Annotated in this window: 12 protein-coding genes; 8 read left to right on the forward strand and 4 right to left on the reverse strand. The window is 44.0% G+C overall.

All coding sequences use genetic code 11. The features are described 5' to 3' along the window. The first annotated feature begins 62 nt into the window (after positions 1 to 62). The 3 genes from ACOOEY_RS03785 (at position 63) to ACOOEY_RS03795 (ending at position 4,762) form a co-directional block, all read left to right on the forward strand. A complete protein-coding gene (locus ACOOEY_RS03785) occupies positions 63 to 3,020 on the forward strand; it encodes a leucine--tRNA ligase (RefSeq protein ID WP_420387344.1) in 2,958 nt (985 codons plus the stop codon). A gap of 199 nt (positions 3,021 to 3,219) precedes the next feature. After that, positions 3,220 to 3,801 (forward strand): YdeI/OmpD-associated family protein, encoded by a 582-nt coding sequence (locus ACOOEY_RS03790; protein ID WP_420387345.1) that lies wholly within the window; start codon positions 3,220 to 3,222, stop codon positions 3,799 to 3,801. Positions 3,802 to 3,853: 52 nt separating this feature from the next. Continuing rightward, positions 3,854 to 4,762, forward strand: coding sequence for an alpha/beta fold hydrolase (locus tag ACOOEY_RS03795; RefSeq protein WP_420387346.1), 909 nt, complete (start codon positions 3,854 to 3,856; stop codon positions 4,760 to 4,762). On the opposite strand, the gene ACOOEY_RS03800 is transcribed toward ACOOEY_RS03795, so the two are convergent. Beyond that, positions 4,759 to 5,364 carry a tRNA-(ms[2]io[6]A)-hydroxylase gene (locus ACOOEY_RS03800; protein WP_420387347.1) on the reverse strand — a complete coding sequence of 202 codons (606 nt, stop codon included), beginning with the start codon at positions 5,362 to 5,364 and terminating at the stop codon, positions 4,759 to 4,761. The two genes, ACOOEY_RS03795 and ACOOEY_RS03800, sit on opposite strands and share 4 nt — an antisense overlap. Positions 5,365 to 5,489: 125 nt before the next feature. Here ACOOEY_RS03800 and ACOOEY_RS03805 point away from each other — a divergent pair, with 125 nt between their 5' ends. Further along, positions 5,490 to 6,401, forward strand: coding sequence for a DUF3078 domain-containing protein (locus ACOOEY_RS03805; RefSeq protein WP_420387348.1), 912 nt, complete (start codon positions 5,490 to 5,492; stop codon positions 6,399 to 6,401). On the opposite strand, the gene ACOOEY_RS03810 is transcribed toward ACOOEY_RS03805, so the two are convergent. Further along, the gene (locus ACOOEY_RS03810) at positions 6,402 to 8,321 is read right to left on the reverse strand and encodes a putative porin (protein WP_420387349.1); all 1,920 of its coding nucleotides are present in this window, start codon (positions 8,319 to 8,321) and stop codon (positions 6,402 to 6,404) included. Positions 8,322 to 8,329: 8 nt separating this feature from the next. Then, a complete protein-coding gene (gene lpxK / locus ACOOEY_RS03815) occupies positions 8,330 to 9,367 on the reverse strand; it encodes a tetraacyldisaccharide 4'-kinase (protein ID WP_420387350.1) in 1,038 nt (345 codons plus the stop codon). A 47-nt stretch (positions 9,368 to 9,414) separates the two neighbouring features. On the opposite strand from lpxK, the gene ACOOEY_RS03820 reads away from it, so the two are divergent. The 3 genes from ACOOEY_RS03820 (at position 9,415) to ACOOEY_RS03830 (ending at position 12,747) form a co-directional block, all read left to right on the forward strand. Next, on the forward strand, positions 9,415 to 10,512 hold the full coding sequence (locus ACOOEY_RS03820) for a Nif3-like dinuclear metal center hexameric protein (protein WP_420387351.1): 1,098 nt from the start codon (positions 9,415 to 9,417) through the stop codon (positions 10,510 to 10,512). Between the two features lie 11 nt (positions 10,513 to 10,523). Continuing rightward, the gene (locus ACOOEY_RS03825) at positions 10,524 to 11,300 is read left to right on the forward strand and encodes a zinc ribbon domain-containing protein (RefSeq protein ID WP_420387352.1); all 777 of its coding nucleotides are present in this window, start codon (positions 10,524 to 10,526) and stop codon (positions 11,298 to 11,300) included. A gap of 118 nt (positions 11,301 to 11,418) precedes the next feature. Beyond that, positions 11,419 to 12,747: a tetratricopeptide repeat protein gene (locus tag ACOOEY_RS03830; RefSeq protein WP_420387353.1), complete on the forward strand. Its 1,329-nt coding sequence runs from the start codon at positions 11,419 to 11,421 to the stop codon at positions 12,745 to 12,747. On the opposite strand, the gene ACOOEY_RS03835 is transcribed toward ACOOEY_RS03830, so the two are convergent. Then, positions 12,728 to 13,351, reverse strand: coding sequence for a histidine phosphatase family protein (locus tag ACOOEY_RS03835; RefSeq protein ID WP_420387354.1), 624 nt, complete (start codon positions 13,349 to 13,351; stop codon positions 12,728 to 12,730). The genes ACOOEY_RS03830 and ACOOEY_RS03835 overlap by 20 nt on opposite strands. A 58-nt stretch (positions 13,352 to 13,409) precedes the next feature. On the opposite strand from ACOOEY_RS03835, the gene ACOOEY_RS03840 reads away from it, so the two are divergent. Next, positions 13,410 to 13,829 carry a hotdog fold thioesterase gene (locus ACOOEY_RS03840; protein WP_420387355.1) on the forward strand — a complete coding sequence of 140 codons (420 nt, stop codon included), beginning with the start codon at positions 13,410 to 13,412 and terminating at the stop codon, positions 13,827 to 13,829. The last annotated feature ends 1 nt before the right edge of the window (position 13,830 follow it).

Raw genomic sequence — 13,830 nt, forward strand, 5'->3', positions numbered from 1 at the left:
TTTCTAAGCCTTGAAAAACACTAATTTTGCAGGCTTATTGAAAGACAATCGGTTAAACGGCAATGGCTGAATATAATCACAAGGAAATAGAGCCTAAATGGCAACAGTACTGGAAGCAAAATGAAACCTTCAAAGCTTCTGTAGACAAGAGTAAACCCAAATTCTACACCCTCGACATGTTCCCTTATCCATCAGGCGCAGGGCTTCATGTGGGTCACCCCCTGGGTTACATCGCTACAGATATTGTGACTCGACACAAGAGAAACAAAGGCTTTAACGTAATGCACCCGATGGGCTTCGATGCTTTTGGTTTGCCTGCCGAGCAGTATGCGATCCAAACAGGTCAGCATCCGGCCATTACCACCAAACAAAACATTGAGCGCTACAAAGAGCAGTTAGAAAATATCGGCTTTGCCTTCGATTGGGACAAGGAAGTACAAACTTGTGATCCTAAATACTATCGCTGGACGCAGTGGATCTTCATGCAGATCTTCAACAGCTGGTACGATTACGATGCAGCTAAAGCCAGAAGCATTGACGAACTCACCAGGCTTTTCAGTCAGGAAGGTAATGCCAACATCAATGCAGCCTGCGATGATGACACCCCCGAGTTCACAGCTGATTCATGGAACAGCATGTCTGAAGAGCAACAGCAGCAAATGCTCCTGAAATACCGATTGACTTATCTGTCTGAAACTGCCGTTAACTGGTGCCCAGAGCTGGGAACAGTACTTTCTAATGATGAAGTGAAAGACGGCTTCTCAGAAAGAGGAGGTTATCCTGTAATCAGGAAGAAAATGAAGCAGTGGAGCATGCGCATCACTGCCTATGCCGAAAGATTACTTCAGGGACTGGAAGGCATTGACTGGCCGGAACCATTGAAGGAAATGCAGCGCAACTGGATTGGTAAATCTAAAGGTGCTGAAGTACGCTTCCAGGTAGAAAACTCATCACTGGAAATTGAGGTATTTACCACCCGTATCGATACTATTTTCGGAGTGACTTTCTTGTCACTTGCTCCGGAAAGCGAACTCACTGCCCAACTGACTACTGCCGATCAGAAGGAAGCTGTAGAAGCCTATGTGGCACAAGCCGCCACCCGTTCCGAAAGAGACAGAATGAGTGATGTAAAAACCATCTCAGGGGTCTTTACCGGCAGCTACGCTATTAACCCATTCAATGGGGAGAAAATACCTGTATGGGTAGCCGATTATGTATTGGCTGGTTATGGAACAGGTGCCGTAATGGCCGTGCCTTGTGGCGACCAGAGGGATTATGACTTCGCTAAGCATTTTGACCTGCCGATTGTACCGGTCATTAAAGATGCAGACATCAGCGAGAAAGCAGATCCTACCAAAGAAGGCACCATGATTAACTCGGGCTTCCTCGATGGGCTATCCTGCAAAGAAGCTATCGACAAAGCCATTGCCTTTGCAGAAGAAAAAGGCGTAGGTAAAGGCAAAATTAACTACCGTATCAGAGATGCAATCTTTGCCCGCCAGAGATATTGGGGTGAACCTGTACCTGTTTATTTCAAGAATGACATTCCTTATCTGGTAGATGAAAAAGACTTACCGGTTATTCTGCCGGAAATTGACAAATACTTGCCGACAGAAGATGGAGACCCACCATTGGGCAGAGCTGAGAACTTTACCTACACTCCTGCTGGTGAAAGCGAAGCGTACCCACTAGAGTTGAGTACTATGCCGGGATGGGCTGGTTCCAGCTGGTATTGGTATCGTTATATGGATGCTCACAATGAAGAAGCATTCATTGACAAAGACGTGCAGGCCTACTGGGAAAATGTAGACCTCTACATTGGAGGTTCTGAGCATGCCACAGGTCACTTACTCTACTCACGCTTCTGGAACAAGGTACTCTTCGACCTTGGTCATGTTAACCAGGAAGAGCCTTTCAAAAAGCTCATTAACCAGGGAATGATTCAGGGGAGGTCGAATCTAGTTTATAGATATCAGCAATCTAGAAACATAGTCCCTACTGATATGCCCGATGGCACTCTAGGTTTAAAGGGAGAATTTAAACCATCCAATCTCTTCGTATCAAAGGGGATTTATGACACACTGAAAAGACAAGGAAAGAAAAAAATTGAAGAGTTTAAACGACTAATTCTTGAGCAACATGGAAAAGAGTATGTAGATTCTCTTCACTTCAATGAGGAAGAACAAGATTTAACCTTTTCGATACTTCATGTAAATGTTAATATAGTTAAGAATGACATTTTAGATGAAGAAGCATTTCGGAACTCTGGACCTGATTTAAAGAATGCCATATTCTTAAAAGAAGAAGATAAATATATCTGTGGTTGGGAAGTAGAAAAAATGTCGAAGAGATATGGCAATGTTGTAAACCCTGATGATATAGTGGAGAAATACGGTGCCGATACCCTTCGTCTCTATGAAATGTTCCTTGGGCCTTTGGAGCAGTTCAAACCCTGGAACACCAATGGTATTGATGGAGTTAAGAAATTCCTCAATAAACTCTGGAGACTTTTCCATGATAAGGAAGGTAACCTGGCCGTATCCGATGAAGCTCCGAACAAGGAGGAATTAAAGTCACTGCACAAAACCATCAAGAAGGCAGAAGAGGATATTGAGCGTTATTCTTTCAATACCTCCGTTTCCACTTTCATGATTTGTGTGAATGAGCTTTCAGCACTCCACTGTAATAAGCGAGCGATTTTGGAAGACCTGCTAGTGGTAATTTCTCCTTACGCTCCACATATTACTGAAGAGCTTTGGGCGAAAATCGGTCACGAGACCAGCATCATCCATGCCGCTTACCCTCAATTCAATGAGGAGCACCTGAAAGAAGATGACATTGAGTATCCGGTCATGATCAATGGAAAGATGCGCAGTAAGCTGCTGGTTTCTTCAGACCTGAGTAAAGCAGATATCGAAGCTGCTGCATTAGCCGATGAGACGGTACAAAAATGGCTGGAAGGCAAGGCCCCTAAAAAGGTGATTGTTGTACCCAATAAGATTGTCAACCTGGTGGTTTAGGTCTACGGACTGAGTTTTAAATTCTATCAAGAGGCTATCTGGGAATTCAATTGTATCGTCATCCTGAACTTGATTCAGGATCTCTGAAGGTACAGCGACTCTCCCGGGCAGCCTCTTCTTTTTGATTAATCCCGTTTCTTTCTTCCTTTCAATCAGAAAACCAGATATTAGTGAGTCAGCGAACTCAACCGAAAGAAATATGAATCCTAAAGTCGATTGGTTTTTCGAAAAAGACAGTCAGTGGAAAACGGCCTTTAATCAACTCAGAACTATCGTTTTGAGTACAGGCCTGACGGAAGAATTAAAATGGGGACATCCCTGCTATACCCACAAAGGAGCGAATGTAGTCCTCATTCATGGTTTTAAAGACTATTGCGCCTTACTCTTCCACAAAGGAGTTCTGCTCAAAGACAGTGAAGGTATATTAATCCAACAAACAGAGAATGTACAAGCTGCCCGGCAGATCAGGTTTACCTCTACCGATGAAATCACTGAACAGGAAGCCATTATCAAAAGCTATATCTACGAAGCCATAGAAGTAGAAAAGGCAGGACTTCAGGTGGAAATGAAGAAAACGGATGAATTCGAAATGCCTGAGGAATTCCAATCAGCACTTGATGACAATCCAGCATTAGAATCAGCTTTCGAAGCACTGACTCCGGGCAGGCAAAGGGGCTATCTGCTTCACTTTGCTCAGGCCAAACAGTCGAAAACACGTACAGCCAGAATCGAAAAGTACACGCCACACATTCTGGAGGGAAAAGGTCTGAATGATCGCTAAAAAAGCAATTTCCACAAGCATCCCTATTCCAAATGTCCCGTTAATTGCCCCTATGCGAATTTCCTTTCTACTCAGCCTGCTTTTTATTAGCCTGACGGCCACAGCCCAGACTTCTCACCATGTTGCTACGGATTATGGTAATCTGTATTACCAAACCTTTGGTGGTGGCCCTGATACACTACTGATTATTAATGGTGGACCGGGAGTGGACAGCGAGGGATTTGCCGAATTGGCCGGTAACCTTGGCCAATATGCCTTCAGCATCATCTATGATCAAAGGGGTACCGGTAAATCCACCGCAAAGCATATCAATGCAGAAACCATAACCATGGACCTGATGGTTGAGGACATCGAAACCCTGAGGAAAGAATTGGGCATTAAAGACTGGGTTGTCTTTGGGCAATCCTTTGGAGGTATGCTGGGTTCTTATTATACCTCAAAGCACCCGGAAAGGGTTGAAGGAATGATTCTTTCGGCCTCAGGTGGCATAGACCTGGAAAATTTCAGCCAGGTCAACGTCCTGGGCAAACTAACCACTAAACAAAGGCGGGAATACGACTATTGGACAGGGCAAATTGATAACGGTGACACCAGTTTTCACGCCCTGCATGAAATGGCAAAGAGCTTAGCTACAGCTTACCTTTATCACGATAAAAAAGAGCACGTAGAAGCCATTGGTCTGAGACTTACCCAAGCCAATATGGAAGTTAACGGCCTGGTTCATAACAACATGAGATCAATGCCATTCGATTGTAAACCAGCACTTCGGAACTTTCAAAAGCCTGTTCTTATTCTGCAGGGCACTGAAGATATTCTTCCCCTGGAAATTGCCAGAAATACCCATGCAATTCTTCCCAATTCCAAATTGGTCTGGCTGGAAGAATGTGCCCACTATGGATGGCTGGAAAAGCGGGAGACTTACTTTTCGGAGATAAGTATGTTTTTGGATCAGGTAGGTTAATGCATTCGATCTCCCCTTACCTCAAGAGATTCAATGATTTTAGCTTCTTCGGCCAGAAACTCTTTCCACCGTTTCATCACATATTCTTCACCCATGTATTGTTTAGCCAATCCAAGGAAGTTCTTGTAATGCCCGGCTTCTGAGACCATCAGCTCATAGTAGAACTTCTTCAGTTCTTCATCCTCAATATTCAGGTGAAGCATTTTGAATCGCTCACAGCTTCTGGCCTCAATCAAAGCGTTCATCAGCAGTTTTTCGGCCAGCTGTTCCTCTCTTCCCCCACCCTTTTTAAGAATAGCTTGCAGCCGAATCACATACTCATCCTTTCGCTGCTTACCCAGCTTCATACCACGTTTATTGAGCTGTTCAATCACTCTTTCGAAGTGGCTCCACTCCTCGGCTACCACAGGGGTCATCATATCTACCAGATCTCGCTTATCCGGATACTGCACAATGAGCGAAATACATGAAGAGGCAGCCTTCTGCTCGCAGTAGGCATGGTCTACCAAAATGTCTTCAATATTCATCTGAGCAATATTGACCCAGCGAGGGTCTGTTGGCAATTGCAAACCAAGGACGTGGTTGGTATAGTTTTCGGCCATGCGACAAAGGTAAAATGGCCAGCTCATTTAGGAAAGTGAGACTTGTGAATTGGTCTATATTTCTATTACACCTTGGTTTATTTCAATGATTGAGGCATTTTTGCCAACATCAAAAGCCAAACACAATGAGAAAACTGATACTTGCTTTATTTATGATTACCGGTTTTACAGCAGCCACCTTCGCTCAGGGCGATTCAGTAGTGGTGAAAAAGACCGGTTCATGGGGATTAAACTTTGCCAATGTTGGACTTTCCAATTGGGCTGCCGGGGGTGAAAACTCTATTGCCCTGGGTACAGTCTTCAACACCAAAATTGAAAGAACTCATGGACAAAATCGCTGGGTAAACCAGTTCGACTTTGCACTGGGTGGTGCCAAAGTGGGCGACCAGGGATTCCGTAAGACAGACGATAACATCATCCTCCTCTCCAAGTATTCTCATACAATTGATGACAACTGGTCTTATGCCATTTCAGGAATATTCAGAACACAGTTGCTGGAAGGTTTGAAGTTCACTCCTGCCCCAACCCCTACTGATCCGGGAGCTGAAACCTCTCAAAAGATTTCAAACTTCATGGCTCCGGGATACCTGACCATCAACCTGGGTATAGAATATGATCCAAGTGAAGTCTTCACCCTTTCTATCTCACCCGCAGCGGGTAAATTCACCTTCGTTTCTGACGATGAGCTATCTGCAGCAGGGGCATTTGGTGTAGAGCCGGGTGAAAAAGCCAGAGCTGAATTCGGTTCTAACGTACTCGCTGTACTTGACCTGCCTATTATGGACAACATTAGCTTTAAGAGTACATTGAACTTCTTTAGTGCTTATAATACCTTCGGTAACGTAGATACCAACTGGGAGACACTATTGGTGATGAAAGTGAACAAATGGTTCAATGCCACCTTTGGTACTCAGTTGATTTATGACGATGATATCCTCATCCCTCAAGCTGATGGTGCTGCGCCTAAAAGAGCTATTCAATTTAAGCATGTGCTGAACTTTGGAGTGAACTTCTCACTATTCACCACTGAAGACTAATTAATCAAAAAACAGCCAGCGTACGCCTAAATCAAGGCTGCGCTTGGCTCCTGTATAGTTGGGAGTAATGAAGTAGCCTCCCCCTGATGGTTGATTGGCATGCCCCATCTTTACCAGGAACAGGAAGTTACCTACCTTAAAATTCAGGAAGAGATCCACCTTCACAAAGTCATCGTTTGTGAAATCATTCTGAAGATAGAACTGCTGCACAATCGGGTTATACCCCAAAGGTTGATAAGACGTTTGGAAGAAAGCCTCTATTCCCGTATGCACCACCATTTTACCATCAAACGCCACACTTCGGTAAGCTAACTGGCTTAGCCCCATCATTTCAGGCAAACGATAAGTATCGGCTGAACCTCCTGAGATAGAGTTGTATCGGAAGGTGTTGCTCCACTTTACCTTTTCTGTTAACTGATAATCGAAGTGAAGACCCGGTGTCAGTAACACCACATCGCTATTGGCCTGGGCAGGCATTTGATTTTCATCAAAGTAGAGGTAATTCGAAATTCGGTTGAAACGTAGGAAAGGCCTGAAAGACACTCTTCCATAATTCACCTTAATGGTCCCCTCCAGGTTATCTGAAGTTTCATTGCCAAAGTCATTGGTCCAGCTCATTTGCTCTCCCACATAGCGCTGTGCCAGAAACGAAGGCTGTCTTACAATCCGGCTATAGGTCGCTTCAAACACATCACTGGTAAATTCTCCCTCAACCAAATAATTACCATCGAAGAGAAACTGACCTGTTGCACTCAGAAATATCTTAGGCGTAATTTGCTGGCGTAGGGTTCCCCCTACATAATGCTCTGTCTTTTTAGTACTGGATGCATCTCTGAAAATCTCGCTGGTGAGCATTCTGTTTTTGTAGTAGGCAGTGTATGAAAACTTCTTTGTTCTGCCTTTCAGACCTAACTCATTAGATAATTCACTAAAGAATGTCCCCTCCTCTATCGTTCCTGAAGTCTCACCCGGGGTCACTTCGCTATAGAGATACTGATCAAAACCATTCAGATCATACAAGTCATTATAGCGAACCAGCTGCTCCCTGTAATCGAAGGTGTGATAGATTTGAAATATGGAATCAAGGTCAAACTGCTGAAACAGGTGTAAGCCACCTCTCTTATCATAGCTCTCCGCATTGGAGAGATAGACATTCGCATCCTCATAATCGAAAAACGAAGCATCCGGGGTATTCGGCTGAAGCTCCGGGTCGATAATTCCTCCTTGTTCTGAAACGGTATGACTGAACTGAGTCAGGTTAAAGAGCAGCAGGTATTTCCTCAGATTTTTAGGCCTGACGAAACCAAAAATATTCCAGTCATTGCTATTCACATGCCTGTCGCTTCGGCTCAGATAAGCCAGCTGCTTCTCCGCTCTGATGGCATTGAAGCTTCCTCCAATATTGAACTGCGTACTATCATTGAAGGTGAACAACACCTTGGAGATTGACCTCCCTCCTCCTGCAAACAAGGCCTCGATATCGGTATAGGGTGACCTGGTATCGAAATACCGGATTTTATCAGGAGTTGTGTAAAAGGCATCATAGGCTGTATAACCTGAAGTTCTTCCTATCACATGCGAAGGTTCGTAGAACAGTGAGCGCTGAGCCGTTCCAACATTTCCCAGATTTTGGATCAGGTACTTATTGCGTTCGTACATGCTCACCCGGTGCATATTATCGGGCAGTGTATCCGGATTCTGAAAAATGATATTGTTGAACTTGAAGTTTTTCTCAAAAGTAAAGCGGGTGCTACCGGCATTATAGTTACCCTTACTCGCCAGGGCTTCTGCATCGCGGGCATTCATTCGGGCCTGAAGTAGAGAGTCTGCTCCGTTATTGAATGAATTGAGTCCATTTTGGGCTTTCAATGAGAATGAAAGCGATATTAATACAGCAAGAAAAGCTACTTTTTTAAGCACAGCCAAAATTACGAATTCAGTTCACGTTTCCTCTTTTCAATGGCATCAATTAACAGCTTTCTGAAAGCTTCAGGCCTGTCAATTGTCAGCTCAATGGGTTGGTAGAAGCTGTCGAATTGCTTCATCAAAGAATGGTCTGCAAATGGCAAAAGTCGTACCATGTCCTTTTCCGTAGTGACAATAGAAACATCCTTTCCGTTAAGCTTTCTTAAAATCCTGTCCAGGTCCTGACTTTTAAAATTGTAATGGTCTACATATTCGAACTTCTCAACGATATCAAACTGCCTTTCCAGAAACCGGTAGAAGGGTTTGGGTTTGGCTATGGCAGAAACCACGGCTACCTGCTTCTTTGGCTGAGCCTCCCCAAAAATTGCTTTCAAGTCACCATAAGCAATGGACGAAAAGAAGACCTCGGCATTTGAGTTATACCTGTTGATCTTTCCGGTTATCTCCTTCTTATTCGCTTCTGATAAATCTTCAGGGCACTTAGTCATTACTATGGCATCAGCTCTCACGGCTTCACCTCTACCTTCCCTGAGATTACCGGCAGGTAAAACAAAGTCATTGTAAAAAGGGGTCGAGTAATCAGTAAGCATAATGTTCAAATCCCTGGCTACTTGCCTATGCTGGAAGGCATCGTCCAGCAGTATGAGCTCTGTTAATTCAAAATCCATAAGCAGGTGTGGAATGGCCAGAGCACGCTGTTCACCCACCACCACTTTTATTTCATCTCCAAACTTCCTGTAAAACTGAAAAGGCTCATCGCCTAAAGTTCTGGCTGAATCCTCTTCCCCCGCAATGCGCTCCCCTCTGGTTTTTCGACCATAACCGCGGCTTACAGTAGCCAGAGCATAGTCGCTTTTAAGCTGCCGGATGAGGTACTCAATCATGGGTGTTTTACCGGTACCTCCTGTAGAAAGGTTACCGACTGAAATAATCACACGCTCAAAACTGGCAATGGGGCGGCTGCCCTGATTGAACTGCCGATTGCGCAAACGCATGATACCGGCATACAGCATGGAAAAGGGAAACAGCAAATACCTCATGTAATTCATAGCAAGCTGACTATCTTAGCCGGTAAAAGGCAGCAAATATGGCAAAAATAAAGGATATCACTGACTTCCTCGAAAGCATAGCCCCAAAGGCTTATCAGGAAGACTATGACAATGCCGGTTTAATTACCGGAGATCCTCGGGCAGAAGTCAAGGGAGTACTTTGTACGCTGGACTGTATTGAGTCAATTATTGATGAAGCCATTCAGCGAGACTGTAATCTGATAGTTGCCCATCACCCCATTGTTTTCAGAGGGTTGAAACAACTGAATGGAAAGAACTACGTGGAACGCACCATCATCAAAGCCATTAAAAATGACATTGCCATTTATGCTATCCACACCAATCTCGACAATGTAGAAGTGGGAGTGAATAAGAAGATTGCTGAAAAAATCGGGCTGAAAAACACGAGCATCCTTTCCCCTAAATCTGCTACTCTCACCAAACTGGAGGTATTCATTCCTGAGGAAGATACAAATCAGGTGTTGGATGCGCTACATGAAAGCGGAGCAGGTAATATTGGTAACTATTCCAATTGCAGTTTCAGGGTGGTTGGAACAGGTACTTTCAAACCGAATGACAAGGCCAACCCAACCATTGGTAAGCACAATGAGCAGGAAGAAGTCAATGAGAACAAGGTAGAACTCATTTTTCCGACCTACCTGAAGCACAGGATTTTGAACACGCTTCGCAAAGCTCATCCTTATGAAGAAGTAGCCTACTACCTTCAGACCATAGAGAATAAAAATCAGGAAGTGGGTTCAGGAATGGTTGGCGAGTTGGACCAACCGATGGAGAGCGAAGAATTCCTCAGTCATCTCAAAAAGGCCATGCAATTGAATACCATCAAGTACACCCCTCTTCATCAGGGCAAAATCAGTCGCGTAGCAGTATGTGGCGGAGCCGGAAGCTTTCTCCTGAGAGCTGCTATGGGAGCGGGTGCCGATGCCTTTGTGACATCGGATTTTAAGTACCACGAGTTTTTCGATGCTGAGGGCAAAATCATGATTGCCGACATTGGACATTATGAAAGTGAAGTATTTACAAAAGAGCTACTTGGTGCGTTTATCAGTGAAAAATTTGCTAATATTGCAACCTATTTGTCAGAGGTGAATACGAACCCCGTAAAATACTTCTAAAAACACGGTTAATGGAAAAAACAGTTGCACAGAAATTAGAGGCGCTACAAAAGCTACAATCAATTGATTCTCAATTAGATGAGATTAAAAAAGTAAGAGGAGCACTTCCTGATGAGGTAGCCGATCTTGAAGATGAGATAGCCGGATACGAAACAAGAATAGAGAAATTTAATAACGAACTCAGTGAGCTAGAAGCCAATATCACTGATCATAAAACTCAGATTAAGAACTCTGAGGCCCTCATTAAAAAATATGAGGAGCAGCAAATGAACGTTCGAAACAATCGTGAGTACGATGCAATAACCAAAGAAATTGAGCTTCAGAATCTTGAGATTCAAATCTCTGAAAAGAGAATTAAAGAGTCTTACGTTAAGATTGACGCTAAGAAAGAGGAGATTGAGAAAACTCAGCACGAAATGGACGAGAGAAAGAAAGATCTCGATACCAAGAAAAATGAGTTGGAAGTATTGACAAAAGAGAGCCAGGATGATGAAGAGAAACTCTTGAAAGACAGAGAGAAGGCTTCTAAGAACATCGAAGACAGATTGCTTAACTCTTATAATAAGCTGAGAGATAATGCAAGAAATGGTCTGGCAGTAGTTCCTGTAAGTCGTGGCGCTTGTGGTGGTTGCTTCAACATTGTCCCTCCGCAGAGACAAGCTGACATCAGAGACAGCAAGAAGATCATCGTTTGTGAGCACTGTGGTAGAATTCTGGCCGAAGTGACTGACGAGATTGTTACTGAAGAGAAGAAAAAGCCAAGAAGAACCAGAAAAACAGCTGGCTAAACACTTGGTACACTACATAAGACATAAAAAATGGATAGGCTTAATTGTCTATCCATTTTTTTTATGTCTAAGCCTGTCGCTGAGCGGACAAAGTCAAAAGCTCAATGCACTGTTGAATATGGAGTTCCGACCTGGCAACTTCCCTGTTCAGGCTCGCAATGAGGCGCAACTCAAAGACATCTACTACGATAATCTGCACGACATTTTTTCACTCATCTTCTTTGAAAGTGATTCCACTTTCGAAGCCCTGAAAGAATTTGAAGACCTACGGATTGAAGCCATAGAAGACTACGAAGCCAAAACACCCTGGAAAGGTTTTCTCATGGCGGAGATCAAATTGCAGTGGGCCTTCATTAAGCTGAAGTATGGAGAAGAATGGGGCGCCTTCTGGAGCCTGCGCAGTGCCAATAAAACAATCAAAGAGAATACAGAAGACTTTCCAAACTTCGCTTTGAATGGACGTACTTCCGGGATGCTGAGCATTCTCTTTGGTGTAACACCCGACAATTACCAGTGGATTTTCAACCTCTTTGGTATGAAAGGCACTGTTAAAGAAGGGATTGATCAATTGAGGCGAAATCGTTCCAATAGCGAAATCTTTGGTTTGGAGTCTTCCATTATCCTGGGCATGGTCTATTCTCACCTGCTCGAAAACAAAGCCATGTCTCCACAATTTATCATGGAGCACCCTTTGGGAACCAATCCGCTTCCGCAATACTTTCAGGGCATTATTCTTCAAAAGTCACATCAGGCTTCTCAGGCCAGAGTTTTGTGGCAGGACGAGGCTATTTCAGTTCCTTTCAAACACTACCTGATTGCGGAAAGCTACTTTCAAGAAGGTCGGTACGATAGTGCCATTGTCTATTTTCACCAATTCCTTGATGCTTTTAAGGGCCTCACCTATCAGAAAGATGCCTATCTGAAGATTGCACTTAGTCATAAGCTTCAGGGCAAAAACAATGAATACAATGACTATTTGAACATGGCTAAAGCCAGCAAGGCGGAAAGCTCAGAGATCGACAAGAATGCGCAAAAAATCATGGATCAGTTGCCTACAATCAACCTGGATATGCTTCAGCTGCGCTTTGCCATCGATGGTGGTTACTTTGACCGCGCGCAAACCCTGATCGGCCACCTGGAATCATCAGCTCTTTCAGAGTTAGAACAAGTAGAGCTCACTTACAGGAAAGCACGCCTGAATCATGTGAAGGGTGAAAATTCAAAAGCTATAGACCTGTACCGACAGGTAACCGAGCAGGCCGAGACTATAGAAGAGACTTACTATGCCCCCAACTCTTTCCTCCAATTAGGCTATCTGCAAAGAGATGCGGGAGATGAAGAGGCGGCCAGCATGTACTTTGAACGAGTACTGAGTTTCAGAAAACATCCTTATAAGATGAGCCTGGACAGCAAAGCCAAGGTGGCGCTTAGCCTGCTAGATGAATAAGGTGTGAGGTATCATTGTACTTCTCCAGCTGAAAGGAACTTCCGGTAAAAGCCAACTGATACAAACACAGGTTAGCATGAGAAAAACTATCCATACTCTTCAAAGGATAGTTGAGCATGACTGCCAGCATCACACGCATAGCCCGACCATGCATACAGATTAACACTTCCTTCTCATCATCCTGAGCCAGAATATAATCAAGCGCTTTTTGCATTCTATCCGCTACTTGCAACGGGCTCTCCCCTCCTTCAATTCCGATATCAACCTGTCCGCTCTGCCACTTTTTGATCATGCTGGCATAGTACTCCTGCCCTGTCTGATCCACCGAAACGCCTTCATGAATACCCCAACTGATTTCATTCAGCTCCGGCAGAATCTCATGGTCCAGACCACCTTGAATAAACTTGTCCATTGACTGATGGGTTCTTTTCAGGCCTGACACATACAGCTTGTCGAACGCCTTAGTCTGATAAGCCTGATAGAAGGCTTCTGCCTGAGCCCTACCCGTATCATTGAGGTCAGCATCAATACCACTTCCCTGCACTACGCCTTTTCGGTTGTAATCAGTTTCTCCATGCCGGGTGAGGTATATTTTTTTGATCATCGATTTCTTCTATTTTTGCCTGAACCAGCCGCAAAGCTAAAAATTAATCAAGAACTGCATGTTCCACCCAAAAGCCTCTTTAGAATTTATCAACCAATTAGGCAAAAACACTTTGGTTGAACATTTAGGTATAGAAATAACTGAGTTAGGAAATGACTTCCTGATTGGCAAAATGCCCGTTGATCACAGAACTCATCAGCCTCTTGGGATGTTACACGGAGGTGCTTCAGTGGTTTTAGCAGAAACGCTAGGCAGTATTGCGGCCACCATGACGGTTGATCCGGACGAGCAGTTCTGCGTAGGGCTGGACATTAATGCCAACCACATTAAATCGGTGCGCAATGGTTTTGTTTATGGCAAAACCACTCCCATTCATGTAGGTAAAAAGACTCAGGTTTGGGAGATTAGAATTACCAATGAGGAAGACCAGTTGGTATGCATCAGCCGAATAACTATGGCTGTATTGGACAGAAAATAGG

The sequence above is a fragment of the Roseivirga sp. genome (genome assembly GCF_965216855.1).
Taxonomy (GTDB): Bacteria; Bacteroidota; Bacteroidia; order Cytophagales; family Cyclobacteriaceae; genus Roseivirga.

Bases quoted from the DNA above. Each gene is read 5' to 3' on its own strand.
- ACOOEY_RS03785 (WP_420387344.1), top strand. From the start codon at position 63: ATGGCTGAATATAATCACAAGGAAATAGAGCCTAAATGGCAACAGTAC.
- ACOOEY_RS03790 (WP_420387345.1), top strand. From the start codon at position 3,220: ATGAATCCTAAAGTCGATTGGTTTTTCGAAAAAGACAGTCAGTGGAAA.
- ACOOEY_RS03795 (WP_420387346.1), top strand. From the start codon at position 3,854: ATGCGAATTTCCTTTCTACTCAGCCTGCTTTTTATTAGCCTGACGGCC.
- ACOOEY_RS03800 (WP_420387347.1), bottom strand. From the start codon at position 5,364: ATGGCCGAAAACTATACCAACCACGTCCTTGGTTTGCAATTGCCAACA.
- ACOOEY_RS03805 (WP_420387348.1), top strand. From the start codon at position 5,490: ATGAGAAAACTGATACTTGCTTTATTTATGATTACCGGTTTTACAGCA.
- lpxK (WP_420387350.1), bottom strand. From the start codon at position 9,367: ATGAGGTATTTGCTGTTTCCCTTTTCCATGCTGTATGCCGGTATCATG.
- ACOOEY_RS03820 (WP_420387351.1), top strand. From the start codon at position 9,415: ATGGCAAAAATAAAGGATATCACTGACTTCCTCGAAAGCATAGCCCCA.
- ACOOEY_RS03825 (WP_420387352.1), top strand. From the start codon at position 10,524: ATGGAAAAAACAGTTGCACAGAAATTAGAGGCGCTACAAAAGCTACAA.
- ACOOEY_RS03830 (WP_420387353.1), top strand. From the start codon at position 11,419: ATGGAGTTCCGACCTGGCAACTTCCCTGTTCAGGCTCGCAATGAGGCG.
- ACOOEY_RS03835 (WP_420387354.1), bottom strand. From the start codon at position 13,351: ATGATCAAAAAAATATACCTCACCCGGCATGGAGAAACTGATTACAAC.
- ACOOEY_RS03840 (WP_420387355.1), top strand. From the start codon at position 13,410: ATGTTCCACCCAAAAGCCTCTTTAGAATTTATCAACCAATTAGGCAAA.